Source organism: Butyrivibrio sp., assembly GCF_015056685.1.
Taxonomy (GTDB): domain Bacteria; phylum Bacillota; class Clostridia; order Lachnospirales; family Lachnospiraceae; genus Butyrivibrio.
Map to the genome: position 1 here is coordinate 1 of NZ_SVFW01000037.1, position 21,497 is coordinate 21,497.

At 41.9% G+C, this 21,497-nt stretch carries 14 protein-coding genes; 10 read left to right on the forward strand and 4 right to left on the reverse strand.

Going from position 1 to position 21,497, the window contains the following annotated elements:
* Positions 1-728 precede the first annotated feature (728 nt).
* From E7303_RS12795 to E7303_RS12820, 6 genes are all read left to right on the forward strand, one after another.
* Complete coding sequence (locus E7303_RS12795) at positions 729-899, forward strand: chorismate--pyruvate lyase (protein ID WP_292145727.1); 171 nt, start codon at positions 729-731, stop codon at positions 897-899.
* Between the two features lie 49 nt (positions 900-948).
* A complete protein-coding gene (locus tag E7303_RS12800; protein ID WP_292145728.1) occupies positions 949-1,938 on the forward strand; it encodes a DUF4003 family protein in 990 nt (329 codons plus the stop codon).
* 176 nt (positions 1,939-2,114) lie between these two features.
* Positions 2,115-2,567 carry a PaaI family thioesterase gene (locus E7303_RS12805; RefSeq protein ID WP_292145729.1) on the forward strand — a complete coding sequence of 151 codons (453 nt, stop codon included), beginning with the start codon at positions 2,115-2,117 and terminating at the stop codon, positions 2,565-2,567.
* Positions 2,568-2,705: 138 nt separating this feature from the next.
* Positions 2,706-4,109 (forward strand): carbon starvation CstA family protein, encoded by a 1,404-nt coding sequence (locus E7303_RS12810; RefSeq protein WP_292145730.1) that lies wholly within the window; start codon positions 2,706-2,708, stop codon positions 4,107-4,109.
* A gap of 140 nt (positions 4,110-4,249) precedes the next feature.
* A complete protein-coding gene (locus tag E7303_RS12815; protein ID WP_292145731.1) occupies positions 4,250-5,785 on the forward strand; it encodes a GGDEF domain-containing protein in 1,536 nt (511 codons plus the stop codon).
* Positions 5,786-5,918: 133 nt separating this feature from the next.
* Positions 5,919-7,601 (forward strand): flavocytochrome c, encoded by a 1,683-nt coding sequence (locus E7303_RS12820; RefSeq protein WP_292145732.1) that lies wholly within the window; start codon positions 5,919-5,921, stop codon positions 7,599-7,601.
* A 67-nt stretch (positions 7,602-7,668) separates the two neighbouring features.
* On the opposite strand, the gene E7303_RS12825 is transcribed toward E7303_RS12820, so the two are convergent.
* From E7303_RS12825 to E7303_RS12835, 3 genes are all read right to left on the reverse strand, one after another.
* Positions 7,669-8,265, reverse strand: coding sequence for a 5' nucleotidase, NT5C type (locus E7303_RS12825; protein ID WP_292145733.1), 597 nt, complete (start codon positions 8,263-8,265; stop codon positions 7,669-7,671).
* Positions 8,266-8,383: 118 nt separating this feature from the next.
* Complete coding sequence (locus E7303_RS12830; protein ID WP_292145734.1) at positions 8,384-11,143, reverse strand: glycoside hydrolase family 2 TIM barrel-domain containing protein; 2,760 nt, start codon at positions 11,141-11,143, stop codon at positions 8,384-8,386.
* A complete protein-coding gene (locus tag E7303_RS12835) occupies positions 11,133-11,984 on the reverse strand; it encodes an AraC family transcriptional regulator (RefSeq protein ID WP_292145735.1) in 852 nt (283 codons plus the stop codon). The genes E7303_RS12830 and E7303_RS12835 overlap by 11 nt, the downstream gene beginning before the upstream one ends.
* A gap of 215 nt (positions 11,985-12,199) precedes the next feature.
* On the opposite strand from E7303_RS12835, the gene E7303_RS12840 reads away from it, so the two are divergent.
* Positions 12,200-15,511 carry a DUF5107 domain-containing protein gene (locus E7303_RS12840; RefSeq protein WP_292145736.1) on the forward strand — a complete coding sequence of 1,104 codons (3,312 nt, stop codon included), beginning with the start codon at positions 12,200-12,202 and terminating at the stop codon, positions 15,509-15,511.
* On the opposite strand, the gene E7303_RS12845 is transcribed toward E7303_RS12840, so the two are convergent.
* Positions 15,490-16,653 carry an ATP-binding protein gene (locus tag E7303_RS12845; protein ID WP_292145737.1) on the reverse strand — a complete coding sequence of 388 codons (1,164 nt, stop codon included), beginning with the start codon at positions 16,651-16,653 and terminating at the stop codon, positions 15,490-15,492. The genes E7303_RS12840 and E7303_RS12845 overlap by 22 nt on opposite strands.
* A gap of 150 nt (positions 16,654-16,803) precedes the next feature.
* Between E7303_RS12845 and E7303_RS12850 the strand changes: the two genes are divergently transcribed.
* The 3 genes from E7303_RS12850 (at position 16,804) to E7303_RS12860 (ending at position 21,495) form a co-directional block, all read left to right on the forward strand.
* Positions 16,804-18,390 carry a hypothetical protein gene (locus E7303_RS12850; protein ID WP_292145739.1) on the forward strand — a complete coding sequence of 529 codons (1,587 nt, stop codon included), beginning with the start codon at positions 16,804-16,806 and terminating at the stop codon, positions 18,388-18,390.
* A 66-nt stretch (positions 18,391-18,456) separates the two neighbouring features.
* Positions 18,457-19,443: a diaminopimelate dehydrogenase gene (locus tag E7303_RS12855; protein WP_292145740.1), complete on the forward strand. Its 987-nt coding sequence runs from the start codon at positions 18,457-18,459 to the stop codon at positions 19,441-19,443.
* Between the two features lie 15 nt (positions 19,444-19,458).
* Entirely contained in the window at positions 19,459-21,495 is a 2,037-nt protein-coding gene (locus E7303_RS12860) for a SpoIIE family protein phosphatase (RefSeq protein ID WP_292145741.1), read from the forward strand.
* Positions 21,496-21,497 lie beyond the last annotated feature (2 nt).

Genomic DNA, 21,497 nt, shown 5'->3' on the forward strand with positions numbered 1-21,497 from the left:
ACATTTTAAATCAGGATAGAGCATTCATGGCTCTTTTATATTATTTTTTCAATTTACACCATTATATGGACATAATGGCTTGCTTTTCCATAATTCATGACCTAATCTTCATTTTATTTTCATTTAGGTCATGTTTTTGATAGATCCACTGTCTTTACTTTTCCAAAATCCATGACCTAAACATCATTTTTCTTTCAATTAGGTCATGTTTTTGATAAATCCACTGTCTTACTTTTCCAAAATCCATGACCTAAACTCCATTTTTCTTTCATTTAGGTCATGTTTCGCATTCTACGATTGCCTTATGCAGCCAGAAAACATGCCCCCAAAACAATGATTTCTATGCTTAAGGTATAAAAGACCATAGACTGCTACTATTTGAACTTTTAAATGGAAATATCCACGCATCAGAATGACGCATGGAACCCACGAAATGTAGTACCAACGATGTCTAACAAATATTCTCTCCAAAAACTGCCGCTTTTGAAAATAATAGCTGATTACAATGAGCGCAAGCCAATGCATAGCTCATAATGTAAGCATCCGCATATTCGGCCAAAGATTACTCTTTGAGCTTTTATACTTTACCATTTAAGGTTAAAAAAGACAACTCATTTCTTACATTTTAAAAATCATGGTAAATAATCAAAAGAATTCATTTATACCTGCGGGTTTCTGTAGTATTATCATATACATATGTGTTGTGGCAGATAAACAGGAGGTTTGTCATGGAAACTTGGTATTACGTAGTTGAAAGTATTGACGGCGATTATGCAAATTTAAAAAGAACAGATATTGAATCCGAGGATCTAAAGCTCGTTGCGAGAGCTCTTTTGCCGGAAGGAATAGCAGAAGGAACGCAGCTTAAGTATGAGTTCATGCAGTATTCAATTATATGATCCGGTAATGACAATTTAAAGAAAAGACTGAATTTTGGGAGAAAAGTGTATGAGAAGTGAAATTGAAAAAAGATGTGAATTGTTGGTAGAAAACAGGAAGCTCGCGGGGAAGGCTTCTTTATTGGATCATGATCTTATCAAAGTTGTAGCCGCTTCTTTTTTTACAGAAAAAGACAAGACGGCTGATGTTGATCAGCTTAAAGATTGTAAAAAGCTTATCAGAAAAAAGCAGGGAATATTCTCAGAAATTAGAGGCAACAATGAGCTGATCATTGCAGCCAAGATGGCTGCCAGTGGTAATCCTGAAGGGTATCTGGATAAGCTGATAGATGTGTATGGAGAGTTCCAAAAGGGGAAGATCCTTGGTTCTTCTTACAGAGTCCTTGCTGCAGCTTCAATCTGCGACACAGGAAGGGCATCTGAGGCAGAAAGCCTTGTTGAGAAGACCTACGAGATTATGAAGGGCATGAGAAAGGATCATCCATTCCTTACAACAGATGAGGATACAAGCTTTGCAGTTCTTTTAGCAATGAAGGACAAGAGCACAGAAGAGATATTGGCAGAACTCGAGGAGATTTACCAGCTTATTAAAAAGAACTTTGCATTCCATGAGGATGCTGCATACTCACTTAGTCAGGTGCTTGCAACATTTGATGGACAGGCAGAGCTAAAGAGCGAAAAAGTAATGGAGCTTTTTGAGGCCTTCAAAAATGCCGGAGCAAAGTATGGTAAAGGCTATGAGCTGGCTTCGCTTGGTATTCTTGTGGGAATCGACAAGAATATTGAAGACCTTGTTTCTGAGGTTGTGGAAGTAGCAGAATATCTTAGTGGTAAAAAAGGCTTTGGAATACTGAATATGAACAGGCATACAAGACTTATGCTCGGTACTATGATCGTTTCCGAAATCTATTCTGATGGAAACGTAGCAACTGGCGCATCTGTCGCAAGCAGTGCTCTTTCTGCAGTTATTGCTGCGCAGCTTTGTATGTACGTAGCGATCATGTCTGCGGCTTCTGCTTCAGCGTCATCAAGTAACTGATGGAGTGCGGCATCAGGGAACAGATTTGCCAGCCAATTGAAATTTAGAGCCTTGGGCGATATAATAATCACATAAAATCTGCTTTTTGTGGCAGCTGATACTCGTAACGGCTTGTATCAGCTGCCTATATTATTGCAGACTCATTGATATAAATCACGAAAGGCAAGGAAATAGAATTGAGAAAAGCAAGATCAGAAAAAGAAAACGCAATGAGGGAGAAGATGATTCCTGAGTTATATGAGAACAAATATAACAGCTTCATTGGGTTTGAGATTATGGAACTGAGTTCAACCTACAGTAAAGCGAGGATCAAGTGTGACTCAAGACTTCATAATACATATGGCAGTATACACGGAGGCGCACTCCTTTCATTTGTTGACGCTATGGCAGGAGCTACTGCAAGCATGAGCGGTTATTACGCAACAACAGTATCCGCAAACTTAAACTTCTTATTGCCGGCGATAAACACTGAGTATATTTACTGCGAGTGCATGAAGCTCAAGACTGGTAAGCATATTTTGGTATTTGATATAAGAGTTACTGATGATAACGGAAATCTTTTGGACAGTGGTGAATTCTCATTCTTTGCCAGCAAGGTTCCTGTTCTGGGTGACAATCTCAAGTTTTAATATGACAAAAAGATGGGTAAAAGACTCTGCGAAACAGCAGAGTCTTTTATTTTATACTTATTTTAGACAACAAGCTAACGCAGTATAGTAAAATTGAAATGGACAATTACACTTGGAAGCAAGGGGCAAGGAGAAAAAATGATTTCGTTAGTGATTTCTTTAGTAGTACTTTTATGCGGATATTTGGTGTATGGAAAGATTGTTGAGAAGATTTTTGACCCGGATGACAGAGAAACTCCGGCAGTTGCAATGAATGACGGAGTAGACTGCGTTCCCATAAAAACAGGTAAAGCCTTTTTGATACAGCTATTGAATATAGCGGGGACAGGGCCGATCTTTGGAGCTCTTATGGGAGCATGCTTTGGACCTGTTGTTTTTTTGTGGATAGTATTCGGATCAATTCTTGGCGGAGGTGTTCACGATTATCTGTGTGGAATGATCTCATCCAGACATAAAGGCGCATCAATAGCGGAATTATCCGGTGAGTATCTTGGTAACAAGGTCAGAATTGGAATGCGCGTATTTTCGATAGTTCTTTTGCTCCTTACAGGAACTGTGTTTGTTACAAGTCCGGCAGCTCTTATTGCCAGACTTACTCCGAACATATTCAGCACGAGTTTCTGGGTAGTCGTTATTCTTTTGTATTACATTCTGGCAACGCTCCTTCCAATTGATAAGCTTATCGGAAATCTCTATCCGATATTTGGAATAATACTTATTGCGATGGCGACAAGTGTTATGGGAGGGACTATCTTTGGAAACTACACTATTCCTGAGATTACGTTAAAAGACCTCCATCCTGAGAATCTGCCTATTTGGCCATTCATGTTTATAACTGTGGCCTGTGGAGCAATTTCAGGTTTTCATGCCACTCAGTCCCCTATGGTTGCTAAGTGCATAACCAGTGAAAAACAGGGAAGAATTGTGTTTTACGGAGCGATGATATCAGAGGCTGTTATTGCGCTGATATGGGCTGCTGCAGGAGTTGCTTTTTATGGATCAACTCAGCTTCTAAACGATGCTCTGACAAATCTTGGCCAGTCCGGAACTGTGTATGAGATTTCAGAGACAATGCTTGGAAGTGTTGGCGGAATCCTTGCGGTGGTTGGCGTTGTTGTATGCCCAATAACGTCAGGAGACACGGCATTTAGAAGCGCGAGACTTATTATTGCCGAGATGACAAAGCTTGATCAGAGCAAGATAAAAAATCGTCTTATCATCACAGTTCCTTTGTTAGGAGCAGGAGCAGTCCTTACTCAGCTTGATTTTAATGTGCTCTGGAGGTATTTTTCCTGGTCCAATCAGACTCTGGCAATGATCGCGCTATGGACATTTTCTGCATATCTTTTAAAAGAAGGCAAGAGTAAAAAGAGCTCTCTTATAGCTGCACTTCCTGCGACTTTTATGTCTGCTGTCAGCATGACATACATTCTTATGGCAGAAGAGGGATTGGGGTTATCTGCAGTTGTAAGCTATCCAATCGGTATAGCATTCGCACTTGCTCTTTTTGCTTTTTATTTAATGAAACTAAAAAATAGATAAGAAGAATACAAACAGTATATTGAATAAAAGTTTTCTAAATATTATTAAATGTTTTCGCTATTGTAGATTTTATCTGTGGGCTTTATTAGAATTATTGTTATAAGACTCATAAGATTGGTTTATTTTCAGGTGTGCTGCCTATGGCTAAAAATAGCGACATTTACACGCCAAATATAGTAGTTGATGCGACGGATTATGATGAATTTATGAAAGAAAATCGAAGAATCATAAACCGTTATATTAACACGGTGCTTTGGTTCTGTATTTTTACAGGACCAGCTATTGCTGTGGGCATTTTTTATGGGGTGTTTAATGCTGCCTCATACAGCACCTGCGTTGTGATCTCTGCGAGTATGATCGTAGTGGCTTTTATCCACCGCCAGATAATCAGAGTATGGCCCTATGCGCGCTCTGCAGGTCTAATAGCATTCCTTTGCATGGAAGTGCTCCTGGTCCTAATGTCCTATAACCATATTCATGTGAATATTACATGGTTCTTTGTACCATTTTTAAGCACCCTTTTTTGTGAAAAGAGATTGTTCATTATTACTGTGTCAACCAATTACCTGGCGATGGTCATATCTACGTACTTAATTTCTTTTTACAATGCGGATATTATTTCTGTTTATAGCACTAATATGGAGTTTTTTGCCAATACTCTGATGGGATATACCATTGAAACCGCGGTCATGACGGCTTCGGGATTGGCAATCATAAGGATTGTAAGTGGATACTTTGCAGATCTCATTCAAAAGAATCGTGCGACTCGTACGTATGCTACGCAGATTCGTGCTCAGATGGACGTTCTTTATTCCATGTCTGAGGTGTATGACTATGTCAATCTTATAGATTTTAAGGCAATGACAGAATTTTCCATTAAGGATGGAGAACAGGCAAAACCCTTAAGTTTGGGCGACCATGCGCATTCTCTTATGAATCATCATATAAAAGAGAATGTGGATAAAGAACAGCTGGAAGACTTCTGGGATTTTACAAATCTGAAAACTCTAAAGAACAGGCTGTATTGTAAAAGATTTATCTACGGCGAATATATAAATGTAAAAACGGGGTGGTTCAGAGCTCAGTACATCAATATTGAAGAGGATGAAAAGGGCTTTCCTTCGCTTATAGTGTACACTGTTCAGAATATAAACATGGACAAAAGAAGGGAAGAGAATCTCATAAAGATCTCTCATACTGATGATTTGACCAAAGTATTTAACAGAAGGTGCCTGGAATACGATCTTTCTGTTTATAATTCAAAGCCTATTGAAGATGATCTTGTTATAGCCTCTGTTGATATCAACAGGTTAAAGTACACCAATGACACCTTTGGACATGCTGCGGGAGATGAGCTGATCTGTGCAGCTGCCAATGCTTTAAGCGAAGCACTTGGAGATAGTGGAAAAGTATACAGGACAGGTGGAGACGAGTTCACACTTGTCATTCACACAAAGAATATTTCTGCTATAAATGATGAAATAAAAAAGAATGCCTCCGCGTGGACGGGAAGTTATGGAGGCAAGCTTGCAATCTCAATAGGATATGCATCCCATCGTGATAATCCTGAGGTGGGATTGGATAGATTAAAGGTCATGGCTGATTCTCTGATGTATGAGGACAAAAACCGGTACTATAAGAGAAATGGCTATGAGAGAAGAGCGAAAGAATTCTGAATATTTTTCAGGTTGCTTTAAATCAAGTTGTATCATTTTTTGATGGAAAGGAAAAGATATGGGAAGTCTCACAAAGCGAATTTTATCATGTTTAGCATGCGTGGCATTAATTGTGTTTTGCATTGGCGGAAGCATGTATGTCGTTGAGCGTGAAGGGCATCAGTACGATGGCGCAGCGCAGGGCTTTGCAGGAGAGATCAAGGTCTCTGTTTTTGTCGAAGGAAATACCATAACAGACATTACATATCAGACAGAGGGCGAGACACCATCTATTGGAGGAAGTGCCATAAAAGCACTAAGGACAAAAATCCTGAAGACTCAGAATGTGAATATCGACACTATTTCCGGAGCGACTTATTCCTCAAAAGGTTTTTTGTCTGCTGTGGAAATGGCACTTGGAGAGGCCGGAATAGTTGCTGATGGAAGCGGAGCCGGAGCAGGAACTGCCGAAGATTATGAAGCTACTGCTGATGTTGTAGTTGTCGGAGGCGGCGGAGCCGGAATGACGGCAGCGATCACTGTTGCTGAAAATGGTAAAAGCGTAATCCTTCTTGAGAAGAGTGACATTCTTGGCGGAAATACAAGCCGTGCAAGTTCAGGAATGAATGCAGCAGAGACTCATTATGAAAAAGAGCAGGGAATTGAAGACTCCGTAGAACTCTTTATCGAGGATACCATTAAGAGTGGAAAAGAGATAAATGATCCGGAGCTTGTAAGAACTCTTGCCGAGAACACATCAGAAGCTATCGACTGGCTGGATAAAGAGAATGCTCCTCTTTCAGGGCCTCTGGGAACAATGGGCGGCCTTAGTGCAAAGAGAACTCACCGTCCTGTGGATGCAGAAGGAAATGTTACTTCTGTAGGTAACTTCCTTGTATCAGCCCTTGGTGTAAGACTTGAAGAGCTTGGAATTGAAGTTCAGACCGGAGCTACAATAAATAAGATCCTTATGGAAGATGGAAAAGCTGTAGGCGTATCAGGAGTTGGAGCATATGGCGAAAATATCACTGTTCATGCTAATTCCGTTATCATTGCAACAGGTGGATTTGGCGGCAACATGGATCGTATCGTAGCGCTTCGTCCTGATCTTGCAGGATATATTTCCACAAACGTGGCAACTGCAGATGGTGATGCCATTGATTTCCTTGGTGAAGTTGGTGCAGACTTTGTGGATATGGAGCAGATCCAGCTTCATCCTACTGTAATCCCTACTGATGGAGCACTTGTTGGTGAGGCCTTAAGAGGTGATGGTGCCATCCTCGTAAATAGAGAAGGTGTGAGATTTACCAATGAAACCGGAACAAGAGACGCAGTATCTGCTGCAGAAGTTTCACAGACCGGTGGAAATGTATGGCTTATTGCCAACCAGGAAATGTATGAAGGCTCAGCGGTTATCAAGAAACTCGATAAGAGCGGATACCTTGTGACAGGCGCAGATCTCGATGAACTTGCAAAGGCCATGGAGTTTGATGCAAATGCCACTGCTGCATTGAAGGAAACAGTAAGTACCTGGTCTTCCTATGTTGCTTCAGGCACAGACGCTGATTTCTCAAGAGATATTGGAACGCCTCTTACAGATCTTTCTTCAGGACCTTACTACGCAGTTAATGTAGGCCCGGGAATTCACCACTGCATGGGCGGTGTAAAGATAAATACAGATGCTCAGGTCATCTCAACAGATGGAACTCCAATCCCAGGACTCTACGCCTGTGGAGAGGTTACCGGTGGTATCCACGGAGCTAACAGACTTGGTGGAAACGCTGTTGCTGATATCGTTGTATTCGGAAGAATTGCCGGTGAGAACGCATCAAAGTGATTGATAAAAAACAATAAAAATAAAACTTCCAACACAGGGTATGTAAAATGTGTTGGAAGTTTTTTCGCTATTTAACAAGTTCTTTTATTGTTTTCCAATCAGGGCATCTTGTGAAGGCCTTGCTTGGAAATTCACATTCCCTGTTCCAGGGCCTGTCAACTACCATTACCTTAAGGTCAGGAAGATGGTCAAAAAACTTAAATGCCATAGGTGAGTCTTCAATGGCATAGTCAAATTTCATTTTGTAGTAATCTTCCAGTTCAAGATTGAATTCGCTGTTCTTGATGAAACTGTCGCGGCCGTATTTGTTCAGGCAAAAGAGCTTAACTCTCTTCAGATCATGTTCATCAAGCCACTGCCTTGAAGCTTCATAAGCACTGTCTGGTCTTCCTGTAATGATAGAGACATCGTGTCCCTGATCAAGCCAGTTGTTGATAGTCGTGGCAGCTCCCGGTGTCTCCTCGTAAGAAAGAAGAACCTCAGGCCTGTGGCCTTCAATCATCATATCTTCATATTCCTTATCAGTAAGATCAAAAGATCTCTTGAGATCAAAGAACTTTATATCTTCGTAAGGCACTTCCTTATTAAACATTTCTTTTACAAGTATGGAAAAGTGCTTGGCAGTTTCACATAAACAATCGTCAAAATCAATATAAATATTCATACTTCGTTTACTCCGTTTTTCTGTTCCGCAAAATGACACATTAAGAGTATACGTACATGAAGTGAATTGGTCAATTCATATACGCCACTGTTTGGGAGTGGAAATTTGAAAAAACAAGTCAAAAGAACCGTCCCAATGTCTTGTTAATGTCATCAGGGGTCATCTCAGAAACGGGGTTAAACTCATCTGAATCCATATAGCTGTAGATACTGTGTAAAAGAGCTCTCGCTTCAGGATATTCCTGGAGGTCCCAAAGGCCCATGGATGAAGCCATAAGCTTGCCGCCGTTGCACTTTACTTCAAGAAGCTGAGACATTGGACGGAGAGTAGCATAGCTGTCCATCTCAGTTACAAGAGTGTCCATGTATTTTGGAAGGATGAAAGCTCTTTGTGAAGCCATTGGCCACCACTGGTAGTTGGTGAACTCTTCGGTAGGGAAGGTCTTAAATAAAGGATGGTCCTTTAAAATGAGCTGTCCCATAGTGCCTTCCTGGTTAGGGAAAGTTCCAACTGACCAAAAGTCCGTAGAGAACTGAGCTTTGGCAGAATGTGGAAGAGCTTCTTCTGTTGAGTGGGGAGCAAGGAATACTTTGCCGCCGGCTTCCAAAATTTTTATTGCCTTTTCGTCAAAGACTTCTGTTTCATAAACTGAATCAGGACAAACAGGCGTTACATCAGGGTAAACCCACACAGGGTAAGTGTTTCTAATATCGGTGTTTTCATAATAAACAACCAGATCCAGCCTTTTAGGAGAAGTGTAGTCTGCTAATGGTATTTCAATTGTTCCCACATTTGTTAGTGTTCCTGCAGGGCAATGAACTTCGCTTAAGACTCCCCCCTTGCAGGTAGCGCCGGATGTAGCCTCAGCACTATCTGAATGCTCGCAAAGGGCATACTTTACAGGTAAAAAGAAATCATCATGGCCGTAATTGGCAAATAAAACATCTGCTTTTATCAGATCTCCTGCAACATAAGTGTATCTGTCAAGAAGAACCAAAAGCGCCTGATCTGTGAAGAAACTTCTAAATCTTGAAGGTTCTGCAAATGGAAATGCTTTTGCTTCAAGGTGAGAATTGAGCATTCCCACAAGAGCTGTTCCCTGTCCGGGGAAGTCCTGAAGTCCAAGAAGAGATAAGCCTGACATTTCAGGAGTTCTCATGACAGCTTCAACTTCCTCGCGATAGCCTATTAAAGCGAGTTCACCTGTTGCGGCGATTCTCTTTTTCCATTCTTTATCTGATATACCAAGGGCTTTTAATTTATCCTTTACAATGCTGTAATTATCTGGCTTTGTAACACCTTTGAACTCATCAATCTCGTCAATATCAGGAGAGACCTCGTACTGACCAACTTCGAAACCAAAGACAGGTTTGTCATAGTCTTTTCTGAGGTCCTTCATAATCTCTGAGAAGTTGTTTTTTGCATTAGGATAGGTCTTATTAAAAAGCCCTTTAACTCCGGAAAGACGGATGTGCTTGTCCTTAAAGCGGGCAGAAGTGTAGAAGTCGCTCTCTTTATCAACTCCGTTTGCGCCGTAGAAGTTGTTTGATCCCCAGGCAAAGAGACGGGTGTTGTCAGTTCTTTTGGCGATTGATAAGAGCTCGTGCATGTAGGCAACGCCCTCTTCATCTGTTATGAGCTCATTTCCGAGTGAGAGCATGACAAAAGAAGGGTGGTTGGCGTAAGTCCAGAGGATCTCCAAAAGCTCTGTCTGGTAATATTCCTTGCTTTCACTGCTCTTAAAAGCGTCCCTTGGATTCCAGTGGGAGAGCTCAGGCTGCATCATCATACCAAGCTCGTCAGCTGCAGAAAATGCTGCTTCCGGCGGGCACCAGGAGTGGAAACGCATGCAGTTTACACCGTATGAGGCGTAGGTTTTAAGTATCTTTGTCCAGCTTTCCTTGTCCATTGGAGGAAAGCCTGTTTCTGGGAAAACGGCACAGTTGGCTTCGCCTCTTAGGAAAAATCTGCGGTCGTTTATTGTAAGTCTTCCCTCGCTATCGTAGGAGAAGTCCCTGATGCCAAAACGGACATTTTTCCTTGTAATTTCTTTTGCACCAGCTAAAAGAGCTACTGTAAGGTCGCAGAGATTGCCCTTTCCTTCATCCCAGAGGTGGTCTCTGTAATTTTCGGAAAGTTCAAGATCTGTGAGTTCTATGACAGTGCAGTCGTCGGATGGATCAATGTCTACCGCTGATTCGATGGTGTCTGCAAGGTATGGACAGCTAAGGACAAGGCTCATGTTTGAGGCGCTTACAGCGTTTTCAGCTACATCTATAACGATGCGTACATCAAGTTTGTTTCCGTGAGGGTAGACCATAATGTCAGATAAAAAGATATTATCTCTTTCCTCCACGTAGATGTCGCCTATTATTCCGTTCCAGTTAGTCTGGGTCTCATCTGTGGCTGCTGAGGAAAAGACAATGTCTTTGTAAGGAAGTCCCTGATAGGAGTTGTCGCAGGTGAAGGTGATGGTGCTTCCTTTGTGAAGAATGCCCGTAACTTCGAAAACGTAGGGAGTGCTAAGGCATCCGCTGGCGCTTGGAATGTCTGTGCCGTCCACATTAAGAGAAAGAGCACGGGCTCTCTCTGCCACGATAAAAAGCCTCTTATCTGAAGATGGCTCTTCATCAAAAGTCCTCTGAAATGTAGCCTCGCCCTCATAGGTGTAGAGCCTTGTGAACCTGGAGTTGATCCTTGGGTCAGTCTCCGCATCTTTTTCCATGTGTTTGTTTCTGTCTTCAACGTCCGGGTGCCAGGGCTTTGCAACCTTGTCAATATTTCCAATCTCGTTGGTATCAAGGGTTCCGGGAAGCTGCCCTTGCTTTTGAACCTGGTTTGCAGTAATCGTCCAATTGCCTGTTAGATCATATCTCATAATTTTCTCCTCTTCTGTATTTAAGCGGTGTTGTGCCGTTTTTCTTTTTAAATGACTGGCAAAATGCGCTCTCGTCGCTAAATCCAACCTTTTCAGCAATATCACTTATGCTCATATCCGTTGAGGATAAGTAGTATTTGGCGGACGAAAGCCTTGTATCAATAATGAACTGGTGCGGCGTTACGCCTGTTTTTTTCTTAAAAGCTCTGAGAAAATAATAGCTTGTGAGACCTGCAATCTCTGATAGTTCATCAATTGAAATATTTTCTGAAAAATGATCATTTATATAGCTTAAAACCTTTTGGAAATTCTCACTGTTTCCGATGATCTGGGTGTTCTCTGAAGTCAGCATTAGGTTCAAAAGATTGTGGATCATCAGCGAGTAATCGCCCTCGGAGCATTTGTTTTTACTCTCATTCATGGACTCAATTATCTTGTGGCAAAGACTCTTTATGGGCTGCAGGTTCTGCGGGGTTAAGATGTTTCCTTTGGAATTAATTATGGCTTCGTAGAAGTCATTGCTCATGTTGCCATCAAAGTGGATCCAGGAGATGGTGGTTTTCACAAGGCTCTTATAGGAGTGAGGCTCATAGCAATTTATCAATAAAATCTGACCGGGATATACTATGTATTCTTTTCCGGAAATGCAGGCTGTAAGTTCTCCGGATTCAACAATTATCATGAGGTAACTGTCATACCTTTCACGACTCAGTTCATAACCGGGAAGGTACGTGAACCTACCTGCCACAACCGGATAGAAAAAGAGCTTTTGAGCTGTGGCAGAGGCATAGTGGAAAAAGTATTCAGAATCCCTTGAAACGTACTTTTCTGTAGATTTCATAAGCGGTTCCTTAGCTTGAAAATATTTCTTTTAACATAGAGGAATTATAGCACTGACAGATAGCTCATACAATAGAGCAATATTTTAACAAAAATCACCAATTTTTTCACTTGATGATAACCCTGGGGTAAATGAAAATGTAAGTAACTAGTCCGGGGCTTGCTCTGAATAGTTACGAATGTTAATAACAATAGTATCCGCAAAGGAGAATAGACATGATAGATGCAAAAATATGGGAAGAGAGCGTTCTAATCCCAACTTACGAGGTCGGAAAGCCTGATATAAATCCAATGTTTTTGGAGAAGAGAGTGTATCAGGGAAGCACAGGAAAAATATATCCTTATCCTTCAACCAATGAGATCAGCCGCGCCAAAAAGGATGTGGCCTGGAAGGCAGTTTTTCTTGAGAACGAGTATATCAAGGTGATGATCCTTCCACAGCTTGGAGGCAGGATCCAGAGAGCCTATGACAAGACAAACGGCTACGATTTTGTCTACTACAATCAGGTGATAAAACCAGCTCTTGTCGGACTTACGGGGCCATGGATCTCAGGAGGCATTGAGTTTAACTGGCCTCAGCATCACAGACCTACAACTTATTCTCCTGTGGATTATAAGCTTACACAGAATGACGACGGCAGTGTGACTCTGATCACAGGCGATGTTGACCAGATGTATGGAACAAAAGAGATAACCAAGTTTACCCTTTATCCTGGGAAGGCTTTTATAGAGATTACAGGGCAGCTCTATAACAGAACACCGCTTCCGCAGACTTTTTTGTGGTGGGCTAACCCTGCGGTTTCTGTAAATGATTACACACAGTCAATTTTTCCGCCCGATGTTCACAACGTATATGACCACGGAAAGCGTGCTGTTTCAAGGTTCCCTATCGCAACTGGCGAGTATTACAAGCATGATTACAGCGAGGGTGTTGATATTTCAAGATATAAGAATATTCCTGTGCCTACTTCATATATGGCTGAGAAGTCTGATTTTGACTTTGTTGGAGGCTATGACTATAAGAAAGAAGCAGGCCTTTTGCATGTTGCTGACCATCACGTATCACCGGGCAAAAAGCAGTGGACATGGGGGTGCGGTGACTTTGGAAAGGCATGGGACCGAAATCTTACAGACGAGGATGGCCCATATATCGAGCTTATGACCGGCATGTTCTGCGACAATCAGCCTGATTTCTCCTGGCTTAAGCCCTATGAGGAGAAGGTATTTAAGCAGTACTTTATGCCATACAAGAAGGTTGGCCAGGTAAAAAATGCCACGATCCATGGGGCACTTAATGTTGAGGTGAAGCCTGACAAAGCGCTCTACATCTGTATTTATGCAACTGAGAAGTACAATGACGCTACCCTTTCAGTCCTCTATGGTGGTGAGACTCTTTTTTCTGAGAAGGTTTCTATTTCCCCTGTGGATATCTGCGAGCGGGAGCTTGAACTAGGTAAGATTCTGGAAGGGAAGGTTACTAAAGAGGAATTTGACAAGAGCAGGATCAAGGTGACAGTCACGGACAATACTTCGGGGAAAGAGCTTGTTTCCTACAAAATCCTTGAGGAAAAAGACCCTGAGTTTGCTGAGCCTGCAGAGGCAGTAAAGGACCCTTGTGATATTCAGACCAATGAAGAACTGTTCCTTGCAGGTAACCATATTGAGCAGTATCGCCATGCGACATTTTTACCTGACCCATATTACCTTGAGGGCTTAAAGCGCGATCCCGGGGATATCAGGATCAACAATGCCTATGGACTTCTTTTGCTTAAAAGAGGCAGATTCGACCTTTCGGAGAAGTACTTCAGAAAAGCAATCGAGAGGCTTACAAGGCTTCATCCCAATCCTTACGATTCCGAGAGCTTCTACAATTTGGGACTATGCCTCTTTTACCAGGAAAAATATGATGAGGCTTACGACGCCTTCTATAAGGCAACCTGGTCAGATGAACAGAAGGAAAAATCTTTTTATTATCTTGCGGCTATTGCGGCAAGGAAACATGAGTATGAGACGGCTCTTGACCTGATAGACGAGGCACTTGTGAAAAACAGTCATAGCACAAAGGCGAGAGCTTTAAGGGCGGCTATTCTCTATAAGCTTGGAAGAAAAACCGAGGCCCTTGATTATACCTGTGAGAACTTAGAATTTGATACTTTTGATTTTGTGTCAGCTTATATCAGGACTTTGCTTGTGGGCGAAGGAGCAGAACAGTTCAGAAAATTTACAAGGAACTTCCATGAGACCTTCCTTATGGTGGCAAGGGACCTTGCTGAAGGCGGATTCTATGAAGAGGCTGTAAGCGCCCTTGATATCTACGACGGTGATAATCCAATGGTCCATTATTATCGCGGCGCATATTTTGAGAAGCTGGGTGAAAAAGAGAAAGCTCTTTTGGCATATAAGAAAGGGGAAAAGGCAGATCCTGCTTACTGCTTCCCTAATAAGCTTGAGGACATCGCAGTTTTGAAGGCTGCGATAGCTGCTGATGAGGAGGGCTCAAAAGCAAGGTATTATCTGGGATGTCTGTACTACGATAAACTTCAGTACGACCTGGCAATTGAGATGTACGAGGCTTCCCTTGAGATATGCGATACATTTCCAACTGTTTTAAGGAACCTGTCAATTGCCTACTACAACAAGAAAAACGCTCCTGAGAAAGCCCTTAGCTGCCTTGAGAAAGCCTTTGACCTTAACAGGCAGGACGCAAGGGTGTTCCTCGAACTTGACCAGCTCTATCAAAAGCTCAACAGACCTTTGAAGGAGAGACTTGAGAAATATAAGGAAAACATTGGCCTTATCGAGAAGAGAGATGACCTTTATACAGAGTATGTGACACTGCTTAATACCCTTAAGCTTCATGAAGAGGCCCACGAGAGGATCACAGGCCACAGCTTCCAGACCTGGGAAGGTGCAGAAGGTAAGATCACAACTCAGTTTAAGGTAAGTCTCCTTGAGCCGGCAAAAGACCTGATAAAAGAAGGTAGGGCAGGTGAAGCAAAAGACAAGCTCCTTGAGGCTCTTTCATATCCTGAAAATCTTGGTGAAGGCAGACTTGAAGGCACGAAGGATAACCATATTTACTACAACCTTGGATGCTGCTTAGAAATGCTGGGTGACAATGATAAGGCAAAAGAGTGTTTTGAGAAAGCCACCCTTGGAGCCATGGAAGTCGCAGGAATGATGTACTACTATGACCAGCCTGCTGATATGATACTTTACCAGGGACTTGCATTTGAGAAGCTTGGAAACAAAAGGGAAGCCAATTCAAGGTTCTATAAGCTCCTTTATTATGGGCAAAAGCATCTTCACGACAAGTTCAAAATGGACTATTTTGCTGTATCAATGCCGGATATGTCAGTGTTTGACGCAGATATGGACAAAAAAAATAAAGCCCATTGCTATTATCTTATGGGCCTTGGATACATAGGCCTTGGAGATAAAGAAAAAGCAATGGACTGCCTTAAAAAGGTTATTGAACTGGATAATACGCATCAGAATGCATATATTTACTCAGAATATTCACTGTAATTATCAAGGAAATGATGGCGCTTTCCATCAGGCGTCTTGTAGGCAACAAGGGCGTTGAGATGAACATTCTCCACACTTTTGAAGATGTTTGCTTCTATATAAGGGCTTCTTTCTCTGAGCTCTGAAATAAGAGATTTTATCTCAGCGCGCTTGCTGCCCTTATCTGTACCGCCGCAGCTTGCGCAGCTCTCTGTCAGCCTGCAGGCACAGTTGATAAAAGTGAGATCATTGTATGCCATCCATTTTTTGATGTTCTCTTCTCTGATGAGGTAAAGAGGTCTTATAAGTTCCATGCCCTCAAAGTTTGTACTGTGAAGCTTTGGCATCATAGTCTGTATCTGACCACCGTAGAGCATTCCCATCAGTATGGTTTCGATGACATCGTCGTAGTGGTGACCGAGGGCTATTTTGTTACATCCAAGCTCTTTTGCCTTACTGTAAAGGGCACCACGTCTCATTCTTGCACACAGGTAGCAGGGTGAGCCTGAAACTTCCTTATCTACAATGTCAAAGATATCTGAGTCGAAAACAGTTATAGGAATCTGCATCAGTTTGGCATTGTTGATAATTGTGGTGTAGTTTATGTCGTTGTAGCCGGGGTTCATTACCATGTATACTACTTCAAAGTTCTTTTTACCATGCCTTGAAAGCTCCTGGAAAAGCTTAGCCATCAGCATGGAATCTTTTCCACCGGATATGCAGACAGCAATCTTGTCCCCGTCCTGGATGAGGTCGTAGGTGTTGATTGCTTTTGTGAACTGGCTCCAAAGCTCAGGTCTGAACTTCTTGATGATACTTCGCTCGATTTCTTTGCAGCGCATTTCTTTTTCATCTTCATCAGAGAGCTGATGCTCTATAGTATATCTGTAATAGCTGTAGATACCGCCTTCTATGCTGTAAATCTCGTAGCCCTTTGGAGTGAACTCTTCGCAGATCTCTACTGAGTGCTTTCCCGAGTAACACAAAAGATAAATTGGCTTTTCTTTTGACAGTTCATTTTCATGATCAGAAAATGTTTCCCAGGAAATATTCAAAGCTCCCGGGTATGAACTTTTATTGAAATCCTTTTCTTCACGAACATCGATGACAAGCTTGTCTCTGCTGTCTTCGATCATTTCTTCTATTGTTTTTGTGTATAACATATCTTTTCCTTATTATATAAATCAAAAAACCTGTAAAGTGTCTATGAATGTTATCATACTTTTTTTATCTATTCAATGGTGTCAGAAATAATTAAAGGAAGTATAATTGAGGAAGAATGTGCAAATGCAAAAGTTTGCGAGGAGGATTATATGAAGAAAAAACTGATTGGAATCATGTTGGCCTGTGCATTTTTAGTTTCTGCATGCGGGACTGATCAGAAAAATGCAGGCGAGGGCTCTTCTTTAGAAGCTACGACAGAAGAGGCGTCAAAAGATACATCGGAAGATGTTCAGACTTCAGATGAAACAACAGCTGAGGCGGATGCGGTCGAGGCTACATATGCAAACTTCCTTGCGAACAAGGCAAAAGTTCATATAAATCAGGACAGGGACTTTGGAACATATTTTTCTTTTGAAAAGGATAAAGACTTAAATTACACCCTTGAGGAACTTACAAATGTAATTATTTCCAATTATCTTGGGCAGTTTGAGGGCGCCAAGATTGAGCTTGAAGGAATCGAGTATTCTTACCTTGACTGCGGAAATGACGGCAATGAGGAACTGGCAGTCTGCATCCACACACCTTCTCTGGAGGATTGGGCTGAGTACCTTATTATAAAAGAAATTGATGGAAAGCTTGAGTGTCTTTATTCCAATGAGGGCTGGTCACGAAGCAGAGTCGGAATCAATAAATACGGATATATTTACGGCGACGGATCAGGCGGAGCTTCCAATCATTATTTTGAAAAGAGCTACATAGATGCCCGCGGAAACTGGCATTATATCTACGGTGACGAGACAACCGTTTTTGACTGCTCAGATACAGAATATCCTGGAGATATCTGGGGCGGCGAAGGTGAGCATGTAAGTCTTGAAATGCCACTTCCGGGAAGCTTTGTTTTCTTTAGCTTCGATTTTAATAATACAGAAGATGAAAAAGACAATGTATTCAGCTATGCGCAGTATAGCGGTGACTATGAAAATGACAACGGTCTTGGCGGATATTTCTACTGTAAGCTTATTGAGGACGACGGAATATATGATGACGAGTACCCTCTGAAGAAGTTCTATGATGCAGTGGGAATTGAGACCATTTCTATAAAGGAACTCAATGAACTCATTAGGGAGAAGGCAGAGGCGGAAGGCTTCACACCTGAAATTGCAAGCGCTGAGGATGTTGAGTGGAAGGAACTTGAGTACACTTTTGATCCTGACATAGAGACCTTCAATGCTGACAATTTCATTGAAACAAGTGCCTTTTTCCCGATATATCTTTCTCTCAGAAATAATGAAGATGCAAGCACGATCCTTCATATAAATGCTGATGGCAGCGTAGAAGGTTCCTACTATTCATCTAATTATTCAAATGAAAATGGAAATGAGTCAAAAAAGAATGAGTTCACCGGCAAGTTTGCCTTAAAGAAAAAGGTTAGTGACACCGAGTTTACTCTCACACTTTCTGACCTTACCCTCAAGAATGAAGCAGGGACTGAGGTTGTAAAGGAGACAAAGACCGGCGTTAAGACACATACATATTTTGTGACACCACCTGGAGTGGATGACGATGGCAAGAACTTTACTTTATATTTGCCGGATACTCCGGTTTCTTCACTTCCAGATGAAGTGTTAAATGCCCTTGGTGATTACTGGCGAGAGCAGCTTAGTGAGCGCGAGACCATAGGCAAGTGTATTCTTTTTGGAAACGATGGTAAAAAATATCTTTGGCTGGAGTTTTGATTGTTGTATAATCGAAATTAATTTAGGCCAGATTAGGGTCAGGTTTAAAGCGATAAGGAGGAGTTTATGAGTACTAGAATTGGAATCCTGGGTTATGGAAACCTTGGTAAAGGTGTTGAACTTGCAGTTAAGGCTGCTCCAGACATGGAGCTTGTAGCTGTGTTTACAAGAAGGGATCCTTCTTCTTTAAAGATAGCAACAGAAGGAGTTCCTGTTGTTTCTGTTAAGGATGTTGCTGATTATAAGGATAAGATCGATGTTATGATCCTTTGCGGAGGAAGTGCAACAGATCTTCCTGTTCAGACTCCTGAGTATGCAAAGCTTTTCAACGTGGTTGACAGCTTTGACACACACGCAAGAATTCCTGAGCATTTTGCAAACGTTGATGCTTCTGCAAAGGAAAGCGGCAAGATCGCAGTTATCTCATGTGGTTGGGATCCTGGAATGTTCTCACTTGCAAGAGTTTATTCAAATGCTATTCTTCCGGATGGAAAAGATTACACATTCTGGGGCAAGGGAGTATCTCAGGGACATTCAGATGCTATCCGCAGAATTAAAGGCGTTAAGAATGCAAAGCAGTACACAATCCCTGTAGAGAGCGCTCTTGAGGCAGTTAGAAACGGAGAAAATCCTGAGCTCACAACAAGACAGAAGCACACAAGAGAGTGCTTTGTTGTTCTTGAGGAAGGCGCAGATGCTGCAGCAGTAGAAAAAGAGATCAAGGAAATGCCTAACTATTTTGCTGATTATGACACAACAGTTCATTTTATCAGCGAAGAAGAGCTCTTAAAGAACCACAGCGGAATGGCACACGGCGGATTTGTATTCAGAAGCGGCAAGACAGGCGCTAACAAGGAGCACAATCACATTATTGAATACAGCTTGAAGCTCGATTCAAACCCTGAATTTACAACAAGCGTTCTCGTAGCAGTTGCAAGAGCAGCAAAGCGCATGAACGACGAGGGTCTCAAGGGATGCAAGACAATCCTTGATATTCCACCTGCTTATCTTTCAGACAAGAGTGGAGAAGAGCTTAGAGCACATCTTCTTTGATCCAGGGTATAAGTCATGAAAACTAAGAAGCGACTGTCTATTAGAAGTAAAATACAGATAATGGTCATGGCGATCATTGTCGTAGCTCTTTTGATAACTAGCACAGTTAGTGTAATTAGCATGCTCAGAATCAGGTCGCAGGCAAAAGACATACTGAAAGCCAGAATGGAGAGAAATCTTTCTAATACAGTAGTAAACAAGGCAACCTTAGCCAATGCTGAGCTTCTTAGATATGCGGAATATACAACAGCTCTTTCGGATTATATATCTGAGCTTTACCAGTCGCCACAGAAGTATAAGCCAAGAGAGGTTCTGCCTCCGCAGCCCCTTGATAATAACAAGGAAGTGATGAAAAGATATCTGGCTACAAGGGAGATTTCCTACGAAGATGTTAAGGATGAGATAGGTCTTTTGGGAAATGCCGAGCAGATATTTGTTCCTGTGTATAACAGTGACATTAGCAATATTGTAGCTATTTATCTGAGCACTAACTCAGGAATTCAGATATCCTATGATGCTGATTCCGAGATGACAGCCAATAATGATGGCAGCGAAGTTTATTACAACTATTACGGCAGAGTGTGGTATGACCTGGCCAGGAAAAAGGGACAGGTCTGCTTTACTGATGTCTATATGGATGATTACAACAGAGGCATGATGATCACATGTGCAGCGCCCTTTTACAGTGAACTTGGTGAGTTCAAGGGCGTTGTGTGCATGGATATGCTTATTGATGATCTGTATTCAGCTATTGTTGATTTTGATGTTTTGGCAGGTGACGGCGACTACGCTTTCATTGTGGATGGCAAAGGATATGCAGTCTTGCCCAAATATAAGGACCTGAACATCAAAGATGACAAGGAGATGAATGAGGAACTCATAGAAGCTATCATGTCCGGTGAAACAGGGGTAACTTATTCTGAAATATCAGATTGCTATTTTGCATATTCTCCAATAGAGAGTACCAATTGGAAATTATGCATCAGAGTGCCGCAGAGCATGATCTTGGAGCCGGTTCAGGATATGAGTTCCAAGATTCTTACAAGCATGGTCTGGTTTATTCTTATTTTTATCCTGGTAGTTTTCATGATCACAGCTATAGTGAGAAGCTTTGCTTTGAATTTTACGGAGCCGCTTTTTGCGCTCAGGAAAGATGCAGAAGAGATCAGTAACGGAAATCTCGAGCATGTGGCCAAAATTTACAGTAATGATGAGATTGGAGATCTTGCTGTAAGTTTTAACAACATGGCTATTTCTCTTAAGGATTACATTGCCAATCTGACGGCTATGACTGCTGAAAAAGAGAGGATCGGAGCGGAGCTTTCTGTAGCCACTAAGATTCAGGAAGATATGCTTCCCAGAAAATTCCCGGCATTTCCTGACAGGCATGAATTTGACCTTCATGCTACCATGGATCCTGCTAAAGAAGTAGGTGGCGATTTTTATGATTTCTTTTTACTGGATGATGATCATATAGTTCTGGTAATGGCTGATGTTTCCGGAAAGGGAGTTCCGGCGGCACTTTTCATGGTCATTGCCAAGACACTTATCAAGAACAGGGCGTTTATGGGCGGCTCTCCTTCAGATATTCTGGAGTATACCAATGAACAGCTTTGCAGCAGTAATGATTCGGAGATGTTTGTTACTGTGTGGTTAGCTATAATTGAGATTTCTACAGGAAAAGGAATCGCTGCCAATGCAGGTCATGAGCATCCTGTCATAAAAAGAGCCGGTGGCGACTATGAGCTTGTGGAGTATCGCCATTCACCTGCTGTAGCTACAATTGAAGGCTTGCATTTTAAGGAGCATGAATTTGAGCTTCACCCGGGGGACAATATTTTTGTGTATACGGATGGAGTACCTGAAGCAACAAATGCAGAGAATGAGCTCTTTGGAAATGAACGGATGCTTGAAGCTCTCAACAGGAAAAAAGATAGCAATTCTGCAGAAATATTAGACAATATGAAGCTGGCGATAGATGAGTTTGTCGGGGAGGCACCTCAGTTTGATGACATAACTATGCTGGCATTTAGATATTTTGGAAAACAATAACG

What these genes read in the sequence shown, in the direction of transcription:
- E7303_RS12815 (WP_292145731.1), top strand. Translation starts at nt 4,250, where the DNA reads ATGGCTAAAAATAGCGACATTTACACGCCAAATATAGTAGTTGATGCG.
- E7303_RS12800 (WP_292145728.1), top strand. Translation starts at nt 949, where the DNA reads ATGAGAAGTGAAATTGAAAAAAGATGTGAATTGTTGGTAGAAAACAGG.
- E7303_RS12860 (WP_292145741.1), top strand. Translation starts at nt 19,459, where the DNA reads ATGAAAACTAAGAAGCGACTGTCTATTAGAAGTAAAATACAGATAATG.
- E7303_RS12855 (WP_292145740.1), top strand. Translation starts at nt 18,457, where the DNA reads ATGAGTACTAGAATTGGAATCCTGGGTTATGGAAACCTTGGTAAAGGT.
- E7303_RS12850 (WP_292145739.1), top strand. Translation starts at nt 16,804, where the DNA reads ATGAAGAAAAAACTGATTGGAATCATGTTGGCCTGTGCATTTTTAGTT.
- E7303_RS12845 (WP_292145737.1), bottom strand. Translation starts at nt 16,653, where the DNA reads ATGTTATACACAAAAACAATAGAAGAAATGATCGAAGACAGCAGAGAC.
- E7303_RS12830 (WP_292145734.1), bottom strand. Translation starts at nt 11,143, where the DNA reads ATGAGATATGATCTAACAGGCAATTGGACGATTACTGCAAACCAGGTT.
- E7303_RS12825 (WP_292145733.1), bottom strand. Translation starts at nt 8,265, where the DNA reads ATGAATATTTATATTGATTTTGACGATTGTTTATGTGAAACTGCCAAG.
- E7303_RS12795 (WP_292145727.1), top strand. Translation starts at nt 729, where the DNA reads ATGGAAACTTGGTATTACGTAGTTGAAAGTATTGACGGCGATTATGCA.
- E7303_RS12810 (WP_292145730.1), top strand. Translation starts at nt 2,706, where the DNA reads ATGATTTCGTTAGTGATTTCTTTAGTAGTACTTTTATGCGGATATTTG.
- E7303_RS12820 (WP_292145732.1), top strand. Translation starts at nt 5,919, where the DNA reads ATGTATGTCGTTGAGCGTGAAGGGCATCAGTACGATGGCGCAGCGCAG.
- E7303_RS12835 (WP_292145735.1), bottom strand. Translation starts at nt 11,984, where the DNA reads ATGAAATCTACAGAAAAGTACGTTTCAAGGGATTCTGAATACTTTTTC.
- E7303_RS12840 (WP_292145736.1), top strand. Translation starts at nt 12,200, where the DNA reads ATGATAGATGCAAAAATATGGGAAGAGAGCGTTCTAATCCCAACTTAC.